Origin of the sequence: Streptomyces sp. NBC_01431 (assembly GCF_036231355.1) — a bacterium.
Taxonomy (GTDB): Bacteria; Actinomycetota; Actinomycetes; order Streptomycetales; family Streptomycetaceae; genus Streptomyces.
On the sequence record NZ_CP109496.1, the window covers coordinates 1,145,099 to 1,166,724 of the forward strand.

Annotated in this window: 22 protein-coding genes and 1 tRNA gene; 6 read left to right on the forward strand and 17 right to left on the reverse strand. The window is 71.1% G+C overall.

The window, feature by feature from the left end:
* Window positions 1-5 precede the first annotated feature (5 nt).
* Both OG522_RS05490 and OG522_RS05495 read right to left on the reverse strand, forming a co-directional pair.
* A complete protein-coding gene (locus OG522_RS05490; RefSeq protein WP_329461789.1) occupies window positions 6-200 on the reverse strand; it encodes a hypothetical protein in 195 nt (64 codons plus the stop codon).
* Window positions 201-481: 281 nt separating this feature from the next.
* A complete protein-coding gene (locus OG522_RS05495; RefSeq protein WP_329461790.1) occupies window positions 482-1,717 on the reverse strand; it encodes a hypothetical protein in 1,236 nt (411 codons plus the stop codon).
* Window positions 1,718-2,024: 307 nt separating this feature from the next.
* Here OG522_RS05495 and OG522_RS05500 point away from each other — a divergent pair, with 307 nt between their 5' ends.
* The 3 genes from OG522_RS05500 to OG522_RS05510 all read left to right on the forward strand — a co-directional run bounded on the left by OG522_RS05500 (window position 2,025) and on the right by OG522_RS05510 (window position 4,305).
* On the forward strand, window positions 2,025-3,029 hold the full coding sequence (locus tag OG522_RS05500) for an SPFH domain-containing protein (protein ID WP_329461791.1): 1,005 nt from the start codon (window positions 2,025-2,027) through the stop codon (window positions 3,027-3,029).
* Entirely contained in the window at window positions 3,026-3,928 is a 903-nt protein-coding gene (locus OG522_RS05505; RefSeq protein ID WP_329461792.1) for a hypothetical protein, read from the forward strand. Before OG522_RS05500 ends, OG522_RS05505 begins: the two co-directional genes overlap by 4 nt.
* 119 nt (window positions 3,929-4,047) lie before the next feature.
* Window positions 4,048-4,305 (forward strand): hypothetical protein, encoded by a 258-nt coding sequence (locus OG522_RS05510; RefSeq protein ID WP_329461793.1) that lies wholly within the window; start codon window positions 4,048-4,050, stop codon window positions 4,303-4,305.
* 23 nt (window positions 4,306-4,328) lie between these two features.
* On the opposite strand, the gene OG522_RS05515 is transcribed toward OG522_RS05510, so the two are convergent.
* The 4 genes from OG522_RS05515 to OG522_RS05530 all read right to left on the reverse strand — a co-directional run bounded on the left by OG522_RS05515 (window position 4,329) and on the right by OG522_RS05530 (window position 8,644).
* A complete protein-coding gene (locus OG522_RS05515) occupies window positions 4,329-5,156 on the reverse strand; it encodes an SAM-dependent methyltransferase (RefSeq protein WP_329461794.1) in 828 nt (275 codons plus the stop codon).
* A gap of 455 nt (window positions 5,157-5,611) precedes the next feature.
* Window positions 5,612-6,844, reverse strand: a complete 1,233-nt coding sequence (locus OG522_RS05520; RefSeq protein WP_329461795.1) for a cytochrome P450 family protein — start codon at window positions 6,842-6,844, stop codon at window positions 5,612-5,614.
* Between the two features lie 117 nt (window positions 6,845-6,961).
* Window positions 6,962-7,825: an ABC transporter substrate-binding protein gene (locus tag OG522_RS05525; protein ID WP_329461796.1), complete on the reverse strand. Its 864-nt coding sequence runs from the start codon at window positions 7,823-7,825 to the stop codon at window positions 6,962-6,964.
* Between the two features lie 153 nt (window positions 7,826-7,978).
* On the reverse strand, window positions 7,979-8,644 hold the full coding sequence (locus OG522_RS05530) for a chaplin (protein WP_329461797.1): 666 nt from the start codon (window positions 8,642-8,644) through the stop codon (window positions 7,979-7,981).
* Window positions 8,645-9,018: 374 nt separating this feature from the next.
* Here OG522_RS05530 and OG522_RS05535 point away from each other — a divergent pair, with 374 nt between their 5' ends.
* Window positions 9,019-9,768, forward strand: coding sequence for a hypothetical protein (locus tag OG522_RS05535; RefSeq protein ID WP_329461798.1), 750 nt, complete (start codon window positions 9,019-9,021; stop codon window positions 9,766-9,768).
* Here the strand turns inward: OG522_RS05535 and OG522_RS05540 are convergent.
* The 3 genes from OG522_RS05540 to OG522_RS05550 all read right to left on the reverse strand — a co-directional run bounded on the left by OG522_RS05540 (window position 9,753) and on the right by OG522_RS05550 (window position 13,174).
* Window positions 9,753-10,472 carry an MgtC/SapB family protein gene (locus OG522_RS05540; protein WP_329461799.1) on the reverse strand — a complete coding sequence of 240 codons (720 nt, stop codon included), beginning with the start codon at window positions 10,470-10,472 and terminating at the stop codon, window positions 9,753-9,755. The two genes, OG522_RS05535 and OG522_RS05540, sit on opposite strands and share 16 nt — an antisense overlap.
* A gap of 269 nt (window positions 10,473-10,741) precedes the next feature.
* Window positions 10,742-12,259: a glycerol kinase GlpK gene (gene glpK / locus OG522_RS05545; RefSeq protein WP_329461800.1), complete on the reverse strand. Its 1,518-nt coding sequence runs from the start codon at window positions 12,257-12,259 to the stop codon at window positions 10,742-10,744.
* A gap of 66 nt (window positions 12,260-12,325) precedes the next feature.
* Window positions 12,326-13,174: an MIP/aquaporin family protein gene (locus OG522_RS05550; RefSeq protein WP_329461802.1), complete on the reverse strand. Its 849-nt coding sequence runs from the start codon at window positions 13,172-13,174 to the stop codon at window positions 12,326-12,328.
* Window positions 13,175-13,529: 355 nt separating this feature from the next.
* On the opposite strand from OG522_RS05550, the gene dhaK reads away from it, so the two are divergent.
* Window positions 13,530-14,534 carry a dihydroxyacetone kinase subunit DhaK gene (dhaK, locus tag OG522_RS05555; RefSeq protein WP_329461803.1) on the forward strand — a complete coding sequence of 335 codons (1,005 nt, stop codon included), beginning with the start codon at window positions 13,530-13,532 and terminating at the stop codon, window positions 14,532-14,534.
* An 82-nt stretch (window positions 14,535-14,616) separates the two neighbouring features.
* Here the strand turns inward: dhaK and OG522_RS05560 are convergent.
* Window positions 14,617-14,690: transfer RNA gene (locus OG522_RS05560), tRNA-Pro, on the reverse strand.
* Window positions 14,691-14,783: 93 nt separating this feature from the next.
* Between OG522_RS05560 and OG522_RS05565 the strand changes: the two genes are divergently transcribed.
* Window positions 14,784-15,269 (forward strand): DUF309 domain-containing protein, encoded by a 486-nt coding sequence (locus tag OG522_RS05565; RefSeq protein WP_329461804.1) that lies wholly within the window; start codon window positions 14,784-14,786, stop codon window positions 15,267-15,269.
* Here OG522_RS05565 and OG522_RS05570 read toward each other — a convergent pair.
* From OG522_RS05570 to OG522_RS05600, 7 genes are all read right to left on the reverse strand, one after another.
* Window positions 15,259-15,888 carry a LutC/YkgG family protein gene (locus OG522_RS05570; RefSeq protein WP_329461805.1) on the reverse strand — a complete coding sequence of 210 codons (630 nt, stop codon included), beginning with the start codon at window positions 15,886-15,888 and terminating at the stop codon, window positions 15,259-15,261. The genes OG522_RS05565 and OG522_RS05570 overlap by 11 nt on opposite strands.
* Window positions 15,885-17,327 (reverse strand): LutB/LldF family L-lactate oxidation iron-sulfur protein, encoded by a 1,443-nt coding sequence (locus OG522_RS05575; RefSeq protein WP_329461806.1) that lies wholly within the window; start codon window positions 17,325-17,327, stop codon window positions 15,885-15,887. The genes OG522_RS05570 and OG522_RS05575 overlap by 4 nt, the downstream gene beginning before the upstream one ends.
* Window positions 17,324-18,079, reverse strand: a complete 756-nt coding sequence (locus OG522_RS05580; protein ID WP_329461807.1) for a (Fe-S)-binding protein — start codon at window positions 18,077-18,079, stop codon at window positions 17,324-17,326. The genes OG522_RS05575 and OG522_RS05580 overlap by 4 nt, the downstream gene beginning before the upstream one ends.
* Before the next feature lie 48 nt (window positions 18,080-18,127).
* Window positions 18,128-19,357 (reverse strand): cytochrome P450, encoded by a 1,230-nt coding sequence (locus OG522_RS05585; protein WP_329461808.1) that lies wholly within the window; start codon window positions 19,355-19,357, stop codon window positions 18,128-18,130.
* Between the two features lie 271 nt (window positions 19,358-19,628).
* Window positions 19,629-20,486: a class II fructose-bisphosphate aldolase gene (locus OG522_RS05590; protein WP_329461809.1), complete on the reverse strand. Its 858-nt coding sequence runs from the start codon at window positions 20,484-20,486 to the stop codon at window positions 19,629-19,631.
* The gene (locus tag OG522_RS05595; protein ID WP_329461810.1) at window positions 20,486-20,611 is read right to left on the reverse strand and encodes a hypothetical protein; all 126 of its coding nucleotides are present in this window, start codon (window positions 20,609-20,611) and stop codon (window positions 20,486-20,488) included. Before OG522_RS05595 ends, OG522_RS05590 begins: the two co-directional genes overlap by 1 nt.
* A gap of 22 nt (window positions 20,612-20,633) precedes the next feature.
* Complete coding sequence (locus tag OG522_RS05600; RefSeq protein ID WP_329461811.1) at window positions 20,634-21,518, reverse strand: SIS domain-containing protein; 885 nt, start codon at window positions 21,516-21,518, stop codon at window positions 20,634-20,636.
* Window positions 21,519-21,626 lie beyond the last annotated feature (108 nt).

Consider the following 21,626-nt stretch of genomic DNA (forward strand, 5'->3'; position numbering starts at 1 on the left):
CGGGCTCAGCAGGCCGCCATGCAGTCCTCGCAGTACCGGTCGGCGTCGGTCAGCTCGGGCTTCGTCGGCGTCGCCGCCTCCTGCCTGCCCAGAGTGCGTCCGCACAGCGTGGTGGGATCGTCGGCGCTCATGACGTGCCACAAGAGGGCGCCGCGGGCCTCCGCCGGGTCGGGAACGGCTTCCGCTCGCAGTTCACGCATGGTCTGCTCCCTCCGCCCCGGCTGCGCCGTGGGCCGCTTTCCGCTGTGAGTACTGGGGCTCCGATGGCCCAGCAGACCCCGCGCCCCGCGCGCCCGCCTCCCGGCGGCACCCGGACCGCGCCGCCACCCCCGGCGTGTTGCACTTGACGGCGTACATCGCCGCAGGGTGCGGCGGTCAGGCCGGAATCCAGGCAAAATGCGGCGCCGGGCGCCCGAACGAGTGATCGCCGGCGCCCCGGATGTCAACTCCACACCTTCGATGCCACCTTGACACCTCCGGCTCAGGCTGCCTTGAAGAAGGCGTTCCAACCGCCCGGAGGCGCCTGACCGACCTCCAGGGTGCGGAGCCTGTCGAGGACCTTCGGGTCCTGTACGTCCAGCCAGTCCACGAACTGGCGGAACGACACCAGGCGTACGTCCTTCTTTCCCGCCATCCCCTTCAGCGCCTCCTCGACCGCGTCCATGTAGATGCCGCCGTTCCACTCCTCGAAGTGATTGCCGATGCAGAAGGGCGCGCGGTTCGTCTCGTACGCGCGCCTGAAGCCCTGGAGGTACGAGGCGGTGGCCTGTTCCCGCCAGCCGGGATAGCGGTACGGCATGCCCTTGGTGGTGTTCTTCGACTGGTTGGCGAGGATGTTGTAGTCCATCGACAGGACCTCGAAGGAGTGCCCGGGGAACGGAATGCCCTGGAGCGGAAGGTCCCATACGCCCTGGCGCTTGTCGGGCCACTTCTGGCGGCCGCCTGGCGAGGAGGCGTCGTAGCGCCAGCCCAGTTCCTTCGCGGTGGGCAGCAGGTTGTCCCGGCCGAGCAGACACGGCGTACGGCCGCCGATGAGCTCTTTTCGGTAGTCGAAGGGCAGCGGGTCGGCGTCGTGCCAGCCGGTGTTGGTGCGCCATTCGGTGACGAAGTCGACCGCCTGGTCGACCTCGCTGCGCCATTGGGCGGCGGTCCAGTTGGCGACGGAACCCGGACCCTCGCAGAAGTGGCCGTTGAAGTGTGTGCCGATCTCGTGTCCGTCGGCCCACGCCTGCCGGGTGTACTTCAGCGTCTCCTTGAGGTGCTGATCGGTGAGGTATCCGATGTCGGAGGCGCCGACGGGATTGTTCGGCGGCCGATAGAGGCTCTTCTTCGACTCCGGCAGCAGGTAGAGGCCGGACAGGAAGAACGTCATGCCCGCGCCGTGGTTCCTGGCCAGTTCGAGGAAGCGCGGGAAGAGGCCGTTGCCGACCTCGCCGGCGCCGTCCCAGGAGAAGATCACGAACTGCGGCGGGGTCTGGCCGGGTTCGAGCGGGACGGGCCTGTCAGGCTGGTTGGGCTGCTTGCCGGTGTCCGCCGTCGACCCGTCACCGATGAGCCTGGCCTGCTGCTTTGCGGGTTTCGCCGGTCCCTGGCCGGAGGCCGGTACGCCCGGCCGCTCGGCGCCGCCATCGCCCGTCGAGCCGCAGCCCGCGAGCCCCGCCGCGGCAACCGCCCCAAGTCCCGCGCCAAGCAATCCCCTTCGGCTGATGTCCCGCATTGCCTGCTCCCGTCGCTCATCCAGCGGACCCCTGATCTGTAGACCACACGGCCATGAATTAACCCAATATCAGATGATATTGAGCCGCTCGCTTCGTCACACCGACACCACCATCACCACGTATGACCATCCCTTGACTTTCCGTAGGCCATCCGACGAGCCCGCCTTGAATCCGGCCACCCCCGCCCCGCGCGACCACCCGGCTCAACTCACGCCAGAAGGGCCGCCCTTCCCTCATTCACGTCATCTTGACGATAAACCCTCGCGGCCATATCGTCACTGAGACGAAAAGAAATGAGGTTCCGTCATGGCCGACATCTCCCGGCGCTTCGGCTGGCGCCATCTGCGCTCCACGCCCACCGCTCACGTCCGGCACCACAGGAACGGCGTCACCGCCCACGACGGCGCGGGGCTGAGCTTCTGGTTCCGGCCCCTGAGCGCCGCGCTGTCCGAAGTGCCGGTCAACGACCGGGAGCTGGCCATGGCCTTCCACGCCCGTACCTGCGACTTCCAGGACGTCACCGTGCAGGCGACCGTCACCTACCGGATCAGCGAGCCGGGCCGGGCCGCCGACCGGCTCGACTTCTCCATCGACCCGGACACCGGCATCTGGCGGGGCGACCCCTTGGACCAGTTGTCGACGCTGCTCACCGAGACGGCCCAGCAGCACGCCCTCGACGTGCTCGCCCGCACCCCGCTGGCGGCCGCGCTCGCCGACGGCGTGGCCGCGGTACGGGAGCGGGTCGCGGACGGTCTCGCGGCGGAGGCCCGGCTGCCCGCGACCGGCATCGAGGTGGTGGCCGTACGGGTCGTGGCGATCCGCCCCGAGCCGGAGGTGGAGCGGGCGTTGCGGACGCCGGCGCGGGAGCAGATCCAGCAGGAGGCGGACCGGGCGACGTACGAGCGGCGGGCCGTGGCCGTGGAGCGCGAGCGGGCCATCGCCGAGAACGAACTCGCCAGCCGCATCGAACTCGCCCGGCGGGAGGAGGAGTTGGTGGAGCAGCGCGGCACCAATACGCGCCGCGAGGCCGAGGAGGAAGCGGCGGCGGACGCGGTGCGCGCCGAAGCCGAGGCCGCCCGCACGGTGCGGCTCGCCCAGGCGGAGGCGGAGGCGGCCCGCGCGTCGGGCGAGGCGCGGGCGGCCGCCCAGGCGGCCTGGCTCCAGGTTCACGGCGAGGCGGACCCGGCCACGCTGCACGCCCTGGCCGTGACCCGGCTGGCCGAGAACCTGCCCCGCATCGACAGCCTCACCCTGTCCCCCGACGTCCTCACCGAACTGGTCTCCCGGCTGGGCCGGGGGGAGCGGTCGTGAGCCTGGCACCGCGGGCCGTGCTCGTCCATCGCACCTCGGAATACGAGGAGTTGCTGACCCGGCACGGCACACACGGCCAGGCGGAGTTCTTCCTCTCCTCGCGGGGACGGGAGATCCGCGAGGTCGCCGAACGCCATCAGCGAGTGCTACGGGCCCTCGCCGATGTGTCGGCCGCGGTGCCGTCGCAGTGGCGCCAGGCCCGGGTCGAGCGCGCCGACCTCGACCGCTTCCTGTTCGCCCCCGAGGACGTGGTCGTGGTGGTCGGACAGGACGGTCTGGTCGCCAACGCCGCCAAGTACCTGTCGGGACAGCCGGTGATCGGCATCGACACCGAGCCGGGGCGCAACCCCGGCGTCCTGGTGCGCCACCGGCCGGACGCCGCGGCGGCGCTGCTGCCCGCCGCCCTCTCGCGCGACCGCGGGGTCGAGGAGCTCACCATGGTGGAGGCGGTCACCGACGACGAGCAGCGGCTGCTCGCGCTCAACGAGATCTACCTCGGCGCCCCGGGCCATCAGACCGCCCGCTACCGCATCGCCGCAGCCGCCGGAAGCGCCACCAAAGTGGAAGCGCAGGCCTCGTCCGGCGTCCTGATCGGCACGGGCACGGGAGCCACCGGCTGGCTGCGTTCGCTGTGGCTCCAGCGCGAGAGCCCTTGCGCCCTGCCGTCGCGCGCGGATCCCCGCCTGGTGTGGTTCGTGCGCGAGGCATGGCCCTCCCCCGTCACCGGCACGTCGTTGGTCGACGGCGAGTTGTCCCGCTCGCAACGTCTGCGGATCACTGTGGAGTCCGACCGCCTGGTCGCGTTCGGCGACGGCATGGAGGGCGACACACTGGAACTGACCTGGGGTCAGTCGGTCACTGTGGGCGTTGCGGACACGGCGTTGCGGCTGGTGGGCTGAGGGCGTCGGACACAGCGGCCGGCCCGGCGGACCGCGCGTCATCGGGGCCGTGACGGCCGATTGTCAGTGGCGTACGGCATCGTGAACGGTGAGCCCGTACTGCCGAGGGAAGGCTGCCGATGACCGCCACCGCTGTGATGACGTCCCATGAACGCTCCGCCGCCCAGGCCTATCTGCGGCTGCTCAGTACCGTGCGCGCCGCCCTCGACGCACCCGCGGGCGGGCCGCAGGCCCCGCTCGCCCTGGAGGGCGTCATCGCCGAGGCGGACGAGGCTCTGGCGCTCGCGGGCCTCGCGGGCAACGAAGAGGCGCTGTTCGTCCTCGTGGGCAGCCTGCATGGTGGCGGGGCGCCCGCGCCGGGGCGGCCCCGCCCATGAGACGACGGCCGGATGCCGCCGCGTCAGCGCTTGAGGGCGACGCCGCCGTACATCGCCACCTCGGCAGGCAGTGCCCCCTCGCCCGTCTCCGGGCGCCATCGAGAGCACGAGACGACCCCGGGCTCAAGGAGCTCAAGTCCCTCGAAGAGCCGGGCGATTTGATCCGGGGTGCGCTGGGTCAGCCTGGGCGTGCCGTGCTCGTTCCAGAACGCCACGGCGGCGTCCACATCCGGCATGGCCGGGCTGGTGATGGTGTGGGAGAGCACTAGATGGCTGCCTGCCGGAAGTTCCCTCATCAGATCTCGCACGAGGCGGATCGCCTCGTTTTCGTCCGGGATGAAGATGACGACGCCGAGCAGCATCAGCGCGACCGGCTGCGTCAGATCGAGGGTCTTCGCCGCGTGTTCCAGGATGGCGCCGGTGTCGCGAAGGTCGGCGTCGAGGTAGTCCGTACGCCCCTCGGGAGCGCTGGTGAGCAGAGCACGGGCGTGTGCGAGGACCAGGGGGTCGTTGTCGACGTAGACGATCCGGGCCTCGGGCGCGAGCCGCTGGGCCACCTCATGGGTGTTGTCGGCGGTGGGCAGCCCGGTGCCGACGTCGAGGAACTGACGCACACCCCGGTCGGCCACCAGATGGCGCACGGCCCGCCCCAGGAACAGCCGGTCGGCGAGCGCGTAGTCGCCGATGCCCGGGTGGAGCGCGCGGATCTGGTCGCCGACTTCGCGGTCGACGGGGTAGTTGTCCTTGCCGCCGAGCCAGTAGTTCCAGATCCGGGCGGTGTGCGGCTGCGCGGTGTTGATGCGCTCGCGCACGTGGTCGGGCGTCGAGGCGGGTGCGGGGTTCTCGGTCACGGATGTGTCTCCTGGAATCCTGGAGGTGCGGCGCTGCGTCAACAGCCAATCTAGATACCGGAGTTGGCCCTTTCACAGTCACCCCACCACCCCCGCCCCACCCCGCCTCGACGGACCCGGCCCTGCTTCCGGGACGCGGGCCCCCGTGTGCATCGGCCGCCGGACACTCGGCGCGCCGCGGGGCGCCCGCCGGCTGCCCCACGGACGACCGGTTCCACGCCGCCGGTGACACCGCGCTGCGCGTGCGGAGTCGGCCCGGGGGGCGCCGCGCTCGCACGCCCTCGCGCTCGCACGCCGACGTCCTCGCATGCCGTCGTGCTCGACCGGCGGTCGCCGCGAGGTGCGCCGGTTCGCTGTGGGGCCGCGAGAGCGACGTGTGGACCCTCCCTGCCGACGGCACGGGCGCCCCCGGCAGGCCGTCGAGGGGGTCTGGTCGCCGGTCGTGGTGGGCCCGGCTACGCCCCCAGCCGTACCGGAATCTCCTGCCAGCCGCACGCGATGAACGACGGAACCTGCTTCAACTCCGCGCTCTTGACGGCCAGTTCGAGGTCGGGGAAGCGGGAGAAGAGCGCCGGCAGGGCGGTCAGGGCTTCCATCCGGGCGAGCGGGGCGCCGATGCAGCGGTGCACTCCGATACCGAAGGCCAGATGGTCGTCGGCGCCGCGCGCGGCGTCGAAGGAGTCCGCCTCGGCGCCGTAGTGCGCCGGGTCGAGGCCCGCCGCCGCGTAGGTGGTGACGATGGCGTCGCCCGCCGGGATGGTGACTCCGTCGACCGTGACGTCCGTGACCGCGAACCGCAGGGGGAGATTGGCGATCGACGGCTGGACGCGCAGCGTCTCGTCGACCACGGCGTCCCAGGTCGTCGCGCCCGAGCGGACGGCCGCGAGCTGCCCCGGCCGGTCCAGGAGCGCCACGATCGCGTTACCGATGAGGTTGACGGTCGTCTCGAACCCGGCGCCGATGACCAGGAGCACGGTGTGGACCAGTTCCTGCTCGCTGAGCCGGTCGCCGTCGTCGTCGCGCACCTTGATGAGTTCGGTGGTCATGTCGTCGCCCGGCCGCTCCCGCTTGGCAGCGACGAGGGCGCCCAGGACGGTGGCGATCTGCTCCTGTACGAACGCGCCGTGCTCGGGGCTCGGGTCCGAGGTGTCCATGATGGCGGCGATCAACCGGCCGGTGGCCTCGGTCAAGTGGTCCGGCACGCCGAAGAGTTCGCAGATGAGGCGCATGGGGAGCGGGTATGCGTAACCCGCCTTGAGATCGACCGGCCCACCGCTGGCAGCCGTTTCGGCGAGGCCGTCGAGGAGTTCGGCGGTGATCGCCTCGACCCGGCCCCGCATCGCCTCGGTGCGCCGGGCCGTGAAGCTGGGGGCGACCAGTTTGCGTAGCCGCGCATGGTCGGGACCGTACGTCGAGAGCATGTTGACCACGCCGACCCAGCCCAGGACCCAGGCCCAGCCGGGGTGTTGGTCCAGCTCCGGGAAGAGCGACCAGTGCTTGCGGGGGTCCTTGCTCACCTGCGGATCGAGGATCAGAGTCTTGAGGGTGTCGTAACCGGTTGGTGCCCAGGCGGGGATGCCGCCCGGCAGCGTGACGGGCACGATCGGCCCGAGTGCGCGCAGGCGGGCGCTCTCGGCGGCTATGTCCGCACCGAACGGGTCGAGGGGCACACGGGCGGGCGCGCTCATTCTCGGTCCCTCCTGACTGAGTAGGTGGCTAACCTGCCCAGTACACACCGGTGTTGACCCGCCCCTCGTCGCCTTTGGCCGAACCTGGACGTTCTCTCCCCCCATCGGACCGGCCGCTCAAGCCGTCTCCAGTGCCTGGGCAACCAGCTTGAGGAACGCCGCCTGGGCACGGGCGCTGCATGGAGACTCCGGGTTCCAGTCGAGGACGCGGGCTCCGCCCTCCAGGGCGCGCCACGACGGGTTGGCCCGCAGCGTGTCGGGCGCGGCCGCGTTCGACCTGGCGTCGGCGAGGACGATGGCCGGGCGCAGTTCGGCCGCTTCGTGCCAGCCGGTCGTGGACCAGTTGGTTCCGGTGCCCCCCTCCGGCTCGACCAGGGCGACGCCGTACGCCGCGAGGTCGAGCAGTTGGGGCCAGGCCCGGGGCCTCGCGAGGTGGACCTGGTCGGGACCCGCGGCGGACAGGGCGAGAACGCGGGGCGCGGGAGCCCGCGCGGCGGCCGCCCGCAGGCGGTCCTCGGCGGCTTCCAGCTCCGCGGTGTCCTCGGGGGCCGCCCCCAACGACCGTGCGAGATCGGCGAATCGGGCCCGCACCTGGGCCGGTGTGCGGGACGCTCCCACGTCCAGAACGACCAGCGGGACCTGCTCTTCCAGATGCTTGGCGACCTCGGGATCCAGCCCGTACACCTGGCCGCCACCGTACGCAACGGCCACCACCAGGTCCGGTCCGGCGCCCAGCAGCGCCTCGACGCCGAGGTCCGCGCCCGCCCCCAGGTAGCCGACCTCGGTCCGCGGCAGCGCGCCGGACTTGGCGGGATCGGGTTCGGCGCCGTCGTGGAAGGACCCGAACACCGCCACGGGACGGAGCCCCAGGTCCCAGAGCGTGGCGCCGGCCTGTATGTAGGCCACCACGCGGTACGGGCGGGCCGCCGCGGTCGACACGTGCCCGCGGTCGTCCGGGAATTGCCAGGCCGTCTGCTCCATCACGCCATCCGCCCCCAATGCGGTCGCGTTCGCCGCTCGTACGAAGCCGTACCCCGCTTGTCTGCCCAACGCCCGGACGAGTCACCCTTGTTCCCGGACCGGCACGACGATGGCCCCGGCCTGAGGGCCGGGGCCAGGGGAACATCGGTCGCGTTACTGGCCGACGTTACGGAACCGCCGGTAGAGCAGCGAGCCGCCGACGAGCAGGACGGCGGACGCGGGAGCGGCGAAGCCGACGCCGTCGGAACCGGTGTGCGCGAGGGTCGCGCCCTCCGCCGAGACGACCGGGGCGGCCGGTTCGGCCGGGGCGGGCGCAGCCGGGATCGACCTCACCGGGGGCGCGGTCGGCGCGGCGGGGTGGTCCGGACGCGGCGCGGAGTGGTTCACGGCCTTGTTGCCGAAGGCCGGGTTGCCGATCCCGACGACGTTGACCGAGTTCCCGCTGATGTTCACCGGAAGATCGATGGGCAGTTGGAGGCCGTTGCCGGAGAGCACCCCGGGCGAATCCTTCGCCTCACCCTCCGCGGAGGCCCCGCCGCCGTTGACGGAGTTCGACGAGCCGGACTTCTCCGACTTGTCGCCGTGGTGCGCGGACGAGTCGTTGGCGCACTTGTTACCCGCGGCGGGGTTGAGCAGCCCGAGCACGTCGACGGTGTTCCCGCACGCGTTGACCGGGACGTCCACCGGCAGCTGGATGGCATTGCCCGCCAGCAATCCCGGGGAGGCTTCAGCAGCGCCGGCGGCGGTCGAGTCCGCGTACGCATAACCGGTCGCGGCCAGCACACCGCCCGTGGCCACCACAGTGACCAAGCCTTTCATGGCAACCCGTTTCATGGGTTCCTGCCTTCCGGAGTCTGTCGCGGGACACTCGCCCGCACCGCCAACAACGGCGAACACACCGGATGAGTTATGCCGCATACGCCATTCACACCCCATCGGGTGGCCGCGTTATCGATTTGAGCAGGAAAGGGCGCATTACAGGACAGCATTTACTGATCTACGCGCCCGCGACAAGGCGCCGCAGACCCGGTCGAATGGGTCAGGGGGCGGCCCTTCGGCCGGGTGTGCCCCATGGCAGGATCTTCCGGAGGTCGGTGGGGAGTCCCTGGCCGGAGCTGGTCTGGGGGTCGAGGGTGCGCGGGGACACGGAAGCCCGGGTGCGGGAGGTGGGGCCGCAACCGGCCTCCTCTGACATGTGGCGGCCTGTTGCGGTCCCGCAGGCCCGGCCGCCCGGCGCGGGCGAACGCAGCCTCAGACGCTTCGCACGTTTCCTCGGACGGAATCTGCTCCGCGAGTTCCGCGCCATCATCGTCGCGCCGGTGCGCGAAGTGGTGCGGCGCGGCCTGTCCGGCATCCTCCTGGCGTTCCTCGCATCCGCGGCGGTGCTCGTTCTGCATGCGGTGGACCAGTCGCCGACCGGCGCGACTCTCGTGCGGCTCACCTCGCACGTCCGGGGCGACGTGTCGCTCCCCGTCGTTGTGCTGCGCACCCCGCTCTCCCTGTTCGTCCCCGCCCGCGACCTGCCTGCCTGGCCGGGCATACCCGTCCTGTTCCTCGGGGTCGCGCTGGCCCAGCTGTTGCTCGGCCCCGCCCGGACCGTGGTGGTGGCGTACGCCGTCTCGCTCGCCGGCACGCTCAGCGCTCGCGTCCTGATCGCGGTCGGGCCCGGCTGGTGGGGGCTACCGCCCGAGGCGGCGCACGTCATCGACACCGGGGCCTCCGCCGCGGTGGTCGGTCTCTTCGCCCACATCGCCACCGTGAAGCGGGCGCCCGTCCTGTTCCTGTGCGCCGTCGGGCCGACCGTCGTCAGGTCCTTCCAGAAGCCGAACCTGGCGGGCCACGAGCACATCGTGGCCATCACCGTGGCCGTCGCGCTTGGCTTCGTGGCCACCCGCAGGGCCGGGAGGAGCGCCCTGCGCGGGTGGGCTCACTCGTCTTCGTAGCCGTCGCGACTACAGGCCACCACACCCGCCACGTCGGCGAACCGGGCCGCCAGGACGCCCGGGTCGCCGCGGCCCACCGCCGACACCAGGACCTCGGCCACGTCTCCCGTGCCGCCCGCCCTGAGCATCTGCAGCCCGCCGACCGTGAACCCGCCGCGCTCGCACTGCTCCAGGAGCTCCTGGAGGAGCCCCGGCCGCTGCTCGTACGCGATCCGGAAGTTCAGCGCCAGCGACCGCATGGCGGGCAACCGGTGCACCAGCGGGCGGACCGCGTAGGCCGCGACGAAGTACGCGGCGGTCGCCAGGACGGCGAGCAGGGGCAGCCCCGCGGCGGCGGCCGCGCCCACCGCGGCCGCCAGCCAGATCGTGGCCGCGGTGGTGAGTCCCTGGACCGAGCCGCGGTTCACGAAGATCACCCCGGCGCCGATGAAGCCGACCCCGGACACGATCTGGGCCGCCACCCGCGAGGGGTCGAGCTGGATGGTCCCGACGTGCAGGACATCACTGAACCCGTACTTGCTGACCAGGGTGAACAGGGCCGCGCCCACGCCCACCGTGGTGTACGTCCGCAGCCCCGCGGCCTTCTGACGGATCTCCCGTTCCAGACCGATGGCCGCGGAGAGCAGGAAGGCCAGTCCGAACTCACCGGCCTGGAGCCACCCCTGACCACTCGGCTCCAGCGCCCCCGCCGTCAACAGAGCCATCACACGCCCCTTCGCACCCGGCTCGCCCCATCCTCACGAACAAGCATCGCCTACCCATACAGCCACATTCCATGATGTGCCGCCCGCCACCGGCCGATGGCCTCCATGGCGGAAAACGAGCAGGGGCCGTATCGGATCACGCCGATACGGCCCTGCATATACGTGCCCATACGGCTAGTTGGAGCCGGGACGACAGGAGTGAACCGCGATCCCCGACCGGGCTCCCGCGGTGACGTCCTGGAGCCCGGTCGGTCGCTCGGGGCCGGAACCTATTCGACCTTGGCCCAGTCGAGCGTGCGTTCCACCGCCTTCTTCCAGCCCGCGTATCCTTCCGCGCGCTGTTCCTCGGACCACTGGGGCTCCCAGCGCTTGGACTCCTGCCAGTGGGTGCGCAGTTCGTCCGTGTCGCGCCAGAAGCCGGTGGCCAGACCGGCGGCGTAGGCGGCGCCGAGCGCGGTGGTCTCGGCGACGACCGGGCGGCTGACCGGAACGCCGAGGACGTCGGCCTGGATCTGCATGCACAGGTCGTTGGCCGTCACGCCGCCATCGACCTTGAGCACGTCGAGGTGGACACCGGAGTCCTGCTCCATGGCCTCCACCACGTCGCGGCTCTGGTAGCAGATGGCTTCCAGGGTGGCCCGCGCCACATGGCCGTTGTCGTTGTAGCGGGCGAGGCCGACGATCGCGCCGCGGGCGTCGGAGCGCCAGTACGGGGCGAACAGACCGGAGAAGGCCGGGACGAAGTAGATCCCGCCGTTGTCCTCGACGGTACGCGCCAGGCGTTCGCTCTCGGCGGCGTCAGTGATGATCTTCAGCTGGTCGCGGAGCCATTGCACCGCGGAGCCGGTGACGGCGATGGAGCCTTCGAGCGCGTAGATCGCCGGGCTGTCGCCGAACTGGTAGGCCACGGTGGTGAGCAGACCGTGCTGGGACCGCACGAGTTCGGTACCGGTGTTGAGCACCAGGAAGTTGCCAGTGCCGTAGGTGTTCTTGGCCTCGCCCGGGGCGTAGCAGACCTGCCCGACGGTGGCTGCCTGCTGGTCGCCGAGCACCCCTGTGATGGGGATGGCGGCTCGCAACGGCCGGGACGTACGGGTCTGTCCGAACGCCTCCCGGTGGGAGGACGGCTTGATGGTGGGCAACATCGCCCGGGGAACGCCGAAGAAGCCCAGCAGTTCGTCGTCCCAGTCGAGGGTCTCCAGGTCCATCAGCATGGTGCGGCTGGCATTGGTCACGTCGGTGGCGTGGATGCCGCCGTCGGGGCCGCCGGTGAGGTTCCACAGCACCCAGCAGTCGGTGTTGCCGAAGAGGGCATGGCCCTGCTCAGCCGCCTCGCGGACTCCGTCGACGTTCTCCAGAATCCACTGGATCTTGCCGCCGGAGAAGTAGGTGGCCGGCGGCAGTCCTGCCTTGCGGCGGATGACATCGCCCTGACCCGAGCGTTCCAGGGCAGCCGCGATGGAGTCGGTACGGGTGTCCTGCCAGACGATGGCGTTGTAGTAGGGACGCCCCGTGCGGGGGTCCCATACGACGGTCGTCTCCCGCTGGTTGGTGATGCCGATGGCCTCCAGGTCGGACCCGGAGAGGTTTGCGTGCCGGAGGGCGTTCTGGATCACCGAGTTGGTGCGCTCCCAGATCTCGACCGGGTCGTGTTCGACCCACCCCGAGCGCGGGAGGATCTGGGAGTGCTCCAGTTGGTGCCTCGCCACCTCGCTGCCGGCATGATCGAAGATCATGAAACGGGTGCTGGTTGTTCCCTGGTCCACAGCGCCGACGAAGTCAGCCATGGGATGCCGCCTCTCTTGGAGCCACTTCTGCGAGGTGGGCCGGATCGCGGCCGCTCCAGGGCCTGGTCAGCTCTCGTCCGGAGTCGGGATCCGTCCAGCGGGCTCCGGCTCGGCCGTCGGCAGGAACCAGCCGATGAAGAACTTGTACAGAGCCGCTCCCAGGACACCGCCGATCAGCGGACCGACGATGGGCACCCAGAAGTAGAAGTGCCCGTACTGATCGCGCCACGCTCCGCCGTAGCCAGTCAGGAAGCTGGCCAGGCGGGGGCCGAAGTCACGTGCCGGATTGATCGCGTAGCCCGCGTTGGTGCCGACCGCCATGCCGATCGCCACGACGACCAGGCCGATGATGAACGGGGCCAGGTTGGCGCCGGGGGGCGTGTTGAGCACGTCCGTGATCGCCATGATCAGCAGCAGCAGGATCGCCGTGCCGATGATCTGGTCACGCAGCGCGCCCCATTCGCTGACCGGCAGATTGGTGTTGCCGTTGGCCGGCAGCGTGGAGAAGACGAACTGCGTTTTGATGGTGTGGCCGGGGTCCGCCTTCGCCAGCGCCTCGGTGTAGTTCCACCGCACGATCAGGGCTGCCACGAACGCGCCGGCCGTCTGGGCCACCACGTAGGGAGCGACCCTGCTCCACGGGAAACCCTTGAACGTCGCCAGCGCGACCGTCACCGCGGGATTGAGGTGAGCACCGCTCAGCCTCGCCGCGACGTAGACGCCCAGGGTGACGCCGAGGCCCCAGGCCCAGGCGATGCTGTCGTGGTTTCCCAGGCCGCCCACCGGATTCGTGAGGGCGCCACCGGCGACTACCTGAGCCACCACACCACAACCGAAGAGGATGAGGATCATCGTGCCGGCGAATTCGGCTGAAAGCTCGCCGACCAGTCCTGAGCTCTTGAGTCGCTCAGCCATGGGTGCCCGCTTCCCGCCGGCCCCCAAGGGACCGGCCGTCGACTGCCCCGAGTGCTCCGCACATCAGTGTAAAACCCGCCGGAGCGATGCGCGCGCGACGCGACAACGCCGGCTGCCAGGCCAGGCGGGAGACGGAAGTTCGCCCGTCGGCGGGAGATGCCTGGGCTGCCTTTTACGCTCCGCCCCGCCCCGTGAGGCCGGGCGGCGGCGAGCACGCGTCGCGGATGTCCACGGCGTGACGGCACACTGTTCGTGTGGCGTGCGATCGCGAATGCGCCCGCCTGTCACCGGCGATGTCCGAGCTCGGTGCGGACACCGGGCAAAGGCTCGGCCGCCGGTTCACCCGGGAGGTCCCATGAAGATGCTGATCAACAGTCCGGAGACCGTGGTCGCCGATGCCCTGCGGGGGATGGCTGCCGCCCACCCCGAGCTGAACGTGGACGTGGAGCGGCGGGTGGTCGTGCGGCGGGACGCGCGGGAGGGCGGGCGGGTCGGCCTTGTGTCCGGCGGCGGCTCCGGGCACGAGCCGCTGCACGCCGGGTTCGTCGGGTACGGGATGCTGTCGGCCGCGTGTCCCGGGGAGGTGTTCACCTCGCCCGTCCCGGACCAGATGCTGCGCGCGGCGAGCGCCGTCGAGGCAGGACAGGGCGTGCTGTTCGTCGTCAAGAACTACACCGGGGACGTGCTGAACTTCCAGATGGCCGCCGAGCTCGCCGAGGAGGACGGCGTCCGGGTCGAGCGGGTCCTGGTCAACGACGACGTCGCCGTCACCGACAGCCTGTACACGGCCGGGCGGCGGGGCACCGGGGCGACCCTGTTCGTGGAGAAGATCGCCGGGGCGGCCGCCGAGGAGGGGGCGCCGCTGGAGCAGGTGGCCGCGATCGCCCGGCGCGTCAACGAATCCTCGCGCAGCTTCGGCGTGGCGCTCAGCGCCTGCACCACTCCCGCGAAAGGCAGCCCGACCTTCGACCTGCCGGACGGGGAGATGGAACTCGGGATCGGGATCCACGGCGAGCCCGGTCGAGAGCGGCGCGCGGTGATGCCGGCCCGGGAGATCGCGGAGGCAGCTGTGGGAGCCGTACTCGACGAGCTGGCGGAGGTGGCTCCGGCCGACGGGCCGGTACTGGCCCTGGTCAACGGGATGGGAGCGACGCCGCTGCTGGAGCTGTACGGGTTCCACGCCGAGGTGGCGCGACTGCTGGAGGCCCGGGGGGTCCCCGTCGCGCGGACGCTCGTGGGCAACTACGTCACATCGCTGGACATGGCGGGCTGTTCGGTGTCCCTGTGCCGGGCCGACGCGGAAATGCTGCGGCTGTGGGACGCGCCCGTGCAGACCGCCGCGCTGCGCTGGGGCCGCTGACCCCAAGACGTCGTCTCCAAAAACGACCAAGGGGCCGTTTCAGATTGCTCTGAAACGGCCCCTTGCGTACGACTTCGAAAAGTCGGGACGACAGGATTTGAACCTGCGACCCCTTGACCCCCAGTCAAGTGCGCTACCAAGCTGCGCCACGTCCCGATGCCCGTCTGACCTGGGGTTTCCCCCGGCCGTTCGTGCATGAGAACCATACCGCACTCCAGGGTCCGATCAGGAACGGGGGACAATCGGCGCATGGAGAGTTCTGCACGCCGGGATCGTGACGCCGATGGCCGGGCGCGCAACGCGCGGCCCAGGGACGGGCTCGGCCGACCGCTGCCCTACGGCGCGGACGGGGTGGCACGGCAGCCGGAGGGGGTGACTCGCTCCCCCGAGGAGACGCTTCGCGAAGCACAGCGGCTCCTTGACGCCGGGATGCCGTTCCACGCCCACGAAGTGTTCGAGGACGCCTGGAAGTCGGGTGCCGCCCAGGAGGAGGCCCTGTGGCGGGGGTTGGCGCAGCTCGCGGTGGGACTGACCCATGCGGCGCGTGGCAACGCACGGGGCGCCGCTTCCCTCCTTGAGCGGGGGGCCGCGTCGCTCGCCCGGTACACCGGGCAGGGCGAGGTACCGACGTACGGCCTGGATCTAACCGAACTCGCCCGGTGGGCACGGGAGTTGACGGTTCGTCTGCCAGATCGCATGGACGCCGCGACCGAGGCCCCCCGGCTCACTCGCTGAGCAGGATCACTTCGAGGGTGCGCGGGCCGTGCACGCCCTCCACCCGGTCGAGTTCGATGTCGCTGGTGGCCGAGGGGCCGGAAATCCAGGTGAGCGGCCGCGTGGGGTCGAGTCGGGACATGGCCTGCGGTACGGATGCGACGACCTGCTCCGGGGCCCGTACGACGCAGATGTGGTGGTCCGGGACGAGGGTGATGCGTCGGCGCCCCTGGGCGGGCCCCCCGTCCAGGACGATCGTGCCGGTCTCGGCGATGGCCAGGGCGCAGCCGGTCACGACGCTGGCCACGCCGTCGAGTTCGGCGGCGGTGGACTGCGGGTTGTCGGGCACGCGGACGGGGGTGGCCGAGGCCAGCCACTGGGGCGGCAGTCCCGTCGGCGCCAGGACGTTCGCGGACCCGTGTGCGGCCAGGAGCCGCGCGACGAGGGGACCCACCCCGGCCGGGTCCGCGCGGTGCACGATCGCGCGGTAGTCGGCGAGGTTCTCGTGCAGCAGGTCGAGTACGGCCGCCGGGTCGTTGGGGGTGTGGCTCGCCAGGTAGTCGCGGGAAGGGGTGGGGGCCGCGGGGGCGCCGGCCACGGCGGCGCGGACCCGGGCCAGGATGCGGTCGCGTGAGCTCATGAGCGGTTCTTCTTCCACCAGTCCCGGAAGGGTTTTTCGGGGAACGCCGGCAGGTCGCGGCTGTCGGTCCAGGCCGTCGCGCCGGGCGGCCGCTTCGGGTGCAGTGCGCGGGTCCTGGCCGCGGCCCGCTCCCCCGCGGCCATGACCCGCGGATGGTCCATGGCCCAGCCGGCCGCCTTCATCGCGGCCTTCTCCAGGCGGTGCCCCGGGCCGCCCTGGCCTGCGACCTTCTCGCGGAGGTGGACGAGCACTTCGGGGATGTCGATGGCGACGGGGCAGACCTCGTAGCAGGCACCGCAGAGCGAGGAGGCGTACGGCAGCGATGCGTCGATCTCGCTTGTGGTACCGCGGAGTTGGGGGGTGAGGATGGCTCCGATCGGGCCGGGGTAGACCGAGCCGTAGGCGTGGCCGCCGGCCCGTTCGTACACCGGGCACACATTGAGGCAGGCCGAGCAGCGGATGCAGCGCAGGGCCTGCCGGCCCACCTCGTCGGCCAGCGCGTCGGTGCGGCCGTTGTCGAGCAGTACGAGGTGGAAGTCCTGCGGGCCGTCGCCGTCGGCCGGGCCGGTCCACATGCTGGTGTACGGGTTCATCCGCTCGGCCGTCGAGGAGCGCGGCAGCGTCTGGAGGAAGACCTCCAGGTCCTGCCAGGTCGGGATCACCTTCTCGATGCCGACGACCGAGATCAGGGTCTCCGGCAGGGTCAGGCACATCCGGCCGTTGCCCTCGGACTCGAAGACGACCAGTGTGCCGGTGTCGGCGACCATGAAGTTGGCGCCCGACACGCCCACCTTCGCCCGCAGGAACTTCTCCCTCAGGTGCAGGCGGGCCGCCTCGGCGAGGTCGGCGGGCGTGTCGGTGAGACCGTCCGGGGCGGGTCTGCCCCAACTGCCCATCCGGTCAAGGAAGATGTCGCGGATCTCGACGCGGTTGCGGTGGATGGCGGGGACCAGGATGTGCGACGGCCGGTCGTCGCCGAGCTGGACGATGAGCTCGGCGAGGTCGGTCTCGTAGGCGCGGATTCCTTCGGCGGCGAGCGCCTCGTTGAGTCCGATCTCCTGGGTGGCCATCGACTTGACCTTCACCACCTCCGTCTCGCCGGTGGCTCTGATCAGGTCGGCGACGATCCGGTTGGCCTCGTCCGCGTCGGCGGCCCAGTGCACGGTGCCCCCGGCGGTGGTGACCGACTCCTCCAACTGGACCAGATATTGGTCGAGATGACGGAGCGTGTGGTCCTTGATGCGCTTGCCCGCCTCGCGAAGCTGCTGCCAGTCGGCGAGTTCGGCGACCGCCTTGGCGCGCTTGTCGCGGATGGTGTGGGTGGCGTGGCGGAGGTTCTCGCGCAGGGTGGTGTCACGGACGGCGTCGCGCGCGGCCCGGGGAAACGCAGGGGGATCGGGCGGGGGGAACGCGGGCATGCCGACGAAGGTGCCGCTCATACGTGGGGCTCCGCTTCGGTGCTGAGGAGGATCTCGGCGATGTGCAGGGCTCGCAGCGGGGCGTCCTGGCGGTGGAGGATGCCGCCGATGTGCATCAGGCAGGAGTTGTCGGCGCCGCACAGCACTTCGGCACCGGTCGATGCGGCGTGGGCCACCTTGTCGGTGCCCATCGCGGCGGACACGTCCGGGTTCTTGACGGCGAAGGTGCCGCCGAAGCCGCAGCATTCGTCGGCGCCCGGGAGTTCGCGCAGTTCCAGGCCCTTCACGGCTTCCAGCAGTCTGCGGGGCCGGTCGCCGAGCCCCAGCGTGCGCAGGCCGTGGCAGGAGGGGTGGTAGGTGACGGTGTGCGGGAAGTACGCGCCGACGTCGGTCACGCCGAGCACGTCGACGAGGAACTCGCTCAGCTCGTACACGCGCGGGCCCAGCGATCGCGCGATCTCGCCCAGCTCGGGACCGCGCCCTTCGGCCGCGGCCTTGTGGCCGATGCGCGGATAGTTGTCGCGCACCATCGCCGCGCAGGAGCCGGACGGGGTGACCACGTGGTCGTACCCGTCGAAGACCCGGCCCATCCGCCGCACCAGGGGTTCGGTCTCGTGCCGGTAGCCGGTGTTGTACTGCGGCTGTCCGCAACACGTCTGCCCGGCGGGAAAGTCGACCTCCACCCCGAGCCGTTCGAGCAGCTTCACCGTCGCGATGCCGGTGGCGGGGTACACCGCGTCGTTGACGCAGGTGACGAAGAGTGCGACGCGCATGGTCGGAGGATATGCCGCACCGGGGCCGCGCGACAGGACCGTGATCGTTCACCAGACGAGGTGCAGCGCCTCCGGGGACCGGTGGATCATCGTCGGCCGCATGACGACCGGTCTGTCCTCCGCCAGCCGCAGTCCCGGCAGCCGGGTGCTGAGCAGTTCCAGGGTGATCCGCAGCTGTTCGCGGGCCAGTTGGGAGCCAGGACAGCCGTGTACGCCGTATCCGAAGGCGAGGTGGCGGGCCGGAGTGCGGGTGATGTCGAAGACGTCGGGCCGCTCGTGCCGACTGGGGTCCCGGTTGGCCGAACCGTACGCGATGAACACCACTGTCCCGGTGGGCAGTTCGGTGCCGGACAGGATGACCGGGCGGGTCGTGACGCGGCGGAAGCCCTGGATCGGGCTGTCGTAGCGGGCCGCCTCTTCGACGGCGGCCGGGATCATTTCGGGCTTCGCGCACAGGAGCTCCCACTGCGCGCGGTGGCGCAGCAGGTGCAGCAGTGTCGTTCCGATCAGGGCGCTGGTGGTGAGGTGCCCGGCGAGCAGGAAGTTTTGCAGGTGGGCGACCATTTCGTGGCGCTCGTCGAGGGTGAGTTCGTCGGTCGCCGACCCGCCGCCGGGAGCGAGCGCGGTGATCAGGCCGGTACACAGGTCGTCCTGCGGGTGGGCGCGCCGGTCCCGTATGTACGTGTCGAGGAGATGTTGCAGCGCGACGACGTCACGGGCGGCCGCGAGCTGGTCCGGCTCCTCCATCGGGCGGAAGAGCAACTGCTCGGCCCGGTGGCCGCCGTGCACGGCGAGCGGAACATCAGCGGCGTCCAGGCCGATCAGCCGCCCGATCACCGCGCCGGGGAGCTGGAGCGCGTACTCCGCCATGAGTTCGGCCGAGCCGCGTTGCGCGAAGGCGTCGACCAGCGCCGAGGCCCGTTCGGCCGCGTACGGGACGATGGCGGCGACCCGCGAGGGCGACAGGCCGTGGACGATCGGGGCGCGCAGTCGCTGGTGCAGAGCTCCGTCCGAGCTGACCACCACGGGCCGGCCGCCTAAACCCCGGCCCATCTCGGCGAGCACCGTGGGTCCGGGAAGGACGTCCGGGCGCAGCGCGTTGGCGGAGGAGAACGCTTCGGGGCGGCGCAGCACTTCACGCACGTCCGCGTCGCGCGCCACCAGCCAGGCGTCCAGCTCCGGCACGAAGGTCAGACCCTCGGCGTGCCGGGCCCGCGCATAGTGCGGATAGGGGTCGCGCTGCAGCGCGTCGAGCCGAGCGTGCTCATGCCGGTCCACAGGCCCATCGTCTACGACGTCCGGCGACATCGGAAGAGCGCCGGGCAAGCGGAAGGGGGCGGGTGGGGGGCGAGCGGGGGCAGGGTGGTGGTGGGAGCGCTCTCACTCCGGGGGCACGCGTGAGAGCGCTCTCGGGCAGGGGCGCGTGAGAGCGCCCTCGGGTGCGCGCGGGGTCGGGAGCGCCCTCGGGTGGACTCGCTTCCGAGAGCGCTCCCGGGCCGTCTCACGCCCGAGAGCGCTTTGGCCGGGCCGACCGGTTCGTACGGGCGGCTCAACTCGTCCCGTCGAGGACTCCGATGAGCCGGGTGACGGTCGCGGCCATCGCCTGGCGGCCGACCGTCAGGTAGGTGCGGGCGTCCACCGCTTCGGGATGGGCGGCGAGATAGGCGCGGATGGCGTCGGTCATGGCGATGTTCAGCGCGGTGCCGATGTTGACCTTGGCGATGCCGCCGACGACCGCCGCCGACAGCGCCTTGTCCGGAACTCCGGAGGAGCCGTGCAGGACCAGCGGCACCCTGAGGGCTTCGTCGAGTCTGGCGAGCAGGGCGTGGTCCAGTTGGGCGGTGCGCGAGGTCATGGCGTGCGAGCTGCCGATCGCGACGGCGAGCGCGTCCACGCCCGACTCGGCCACGAACTGCCGCGCCTGGCCGGGGTCGGTACGCGCACCGGGGGCGTGGGCGTCCAGTGGGGCCTTGCCGTCCTTGCCGCCCACCTCCCCCAACTCGGCTTCGATCCAAAGGCCTTGGGTGTGCGCCCAGTCGGCTGCGGCGCGCGTCGCGGCCAGGTTCTCCTCGTACGGCAGATGGGCCGCGTCGTACATCGCGGAGCTGAATCCCGCGTCGACCGCCTGGCGCAGGAGTTCGTCCTGCTTGACGTGGTCGAGGTGCAGCGCGACCGGTACGGACGCGGCTTCGGCGGCTGCGGCGGCGGCGCGGGCGAGCGGCAGGACCCGGCCGTAGCGGAACTTGACGACGTTCTCGCTGACCTGGAGCACGACCGGCGACTTGGCCGCTTCGGCGCCCGCGATGACCGCCTCGGCGTGTTCCAGCGTGATGATGTTGAAGGCCGCGACCGCGCGGCGTTTGTCGGCGGCTTCGGCGACGAGCGCGCCGGTCCGTGCGAGTGGCATCAGTGCTTCCCCTTCAGCTTCGTCACGTTGACTTGCGTGGCGTCGTCCATGTGCGGCGCGTTTGTGTGCGGCACGTTCATGTGCGGCGCCTCCATGTGCTCCGCGTTCACCTGCGTGGCGTTCATCTGCGGCACGAGCCCGGCCGGGTCAGGCGCCGTCGAGGATGACGGAGCGGGTGAGGTGGCGTGGGCGGTCCGGGTCGAGTCCGCGGGCAGCGGCGACGGCCACAGCCAGGCGCTGGGCGCGCACGAGTTCGGCGAGCGGGTCCAGGCGACCCTCGATCCACATCGCGCCGGTGTCGGCCACCTGCCCGGCGAGGCCTTCGGGGGCTTGCCCGAACATCCAGGTGGCAGTGGTGGTGGTCGAGATGCTGATGGGTCCGTGGCGGTATTCCATCGCCGGGTACGCCTCGGTCCAGGACAGGGATGCCTCGCGCATCTTCAGCGCGGCTTCCTGGGCGAGGCCGTTGGTCCAGCCGCGCCCGAGGAAGGTGAACTGGGTGCAGCCCACCAGGCCTTCGGGGAGCGGTTCGGCCAGTGCCGTGCGGGCGTCGGCGACGGCCTGCTCGGTGTGCAGCCCGAGGTGGGCGCGCAGCAGGGTGAGGGCGGTGGTGGCGAAGCGGGTCTGGACGACCGACTCCTCGTCGGCGAAGTCGAGCACGACGATGTCGTCGGCGGCCTGCATGACCGGGGTGCTCGGGTCGGCCGTGATGGCGGTGGTACGGACCCGGCCGCGCACCGCCGCGAGCAGGTCGAGCACCTCGGTGGTGGTACCGGAGCGGGTCAGCGCGACGATCCGGTCGTAGGAGCGTCCGGTGGGGAATTCGGAGGCCGCGAAGGCGTCGGTCTCGCCCAGGCCCGCGCCTTCGCGGAGTGCGGCGACGGCCTGCGCCATGAAGAAGGAGGTGCCGCAGCCGACGACGGCGACGCGTTCGCCGGGCGCCGGCAGTGCGTCCTTGTGCTGGACCGCGAGTTCGGCCGCCCGCTTCCAGCATTCGGGCTGACTGCTCAGTTCGTTCTCGACATGGCTCATGCCGGGCTCCCACCCTCTGAATCTGACGGGCCTATGCTTGTTTATGCAAAATATATCGCTCTTTCGAGCACAATCAAGCATGCGACTGTGCGCTAAGGTCATTACGGA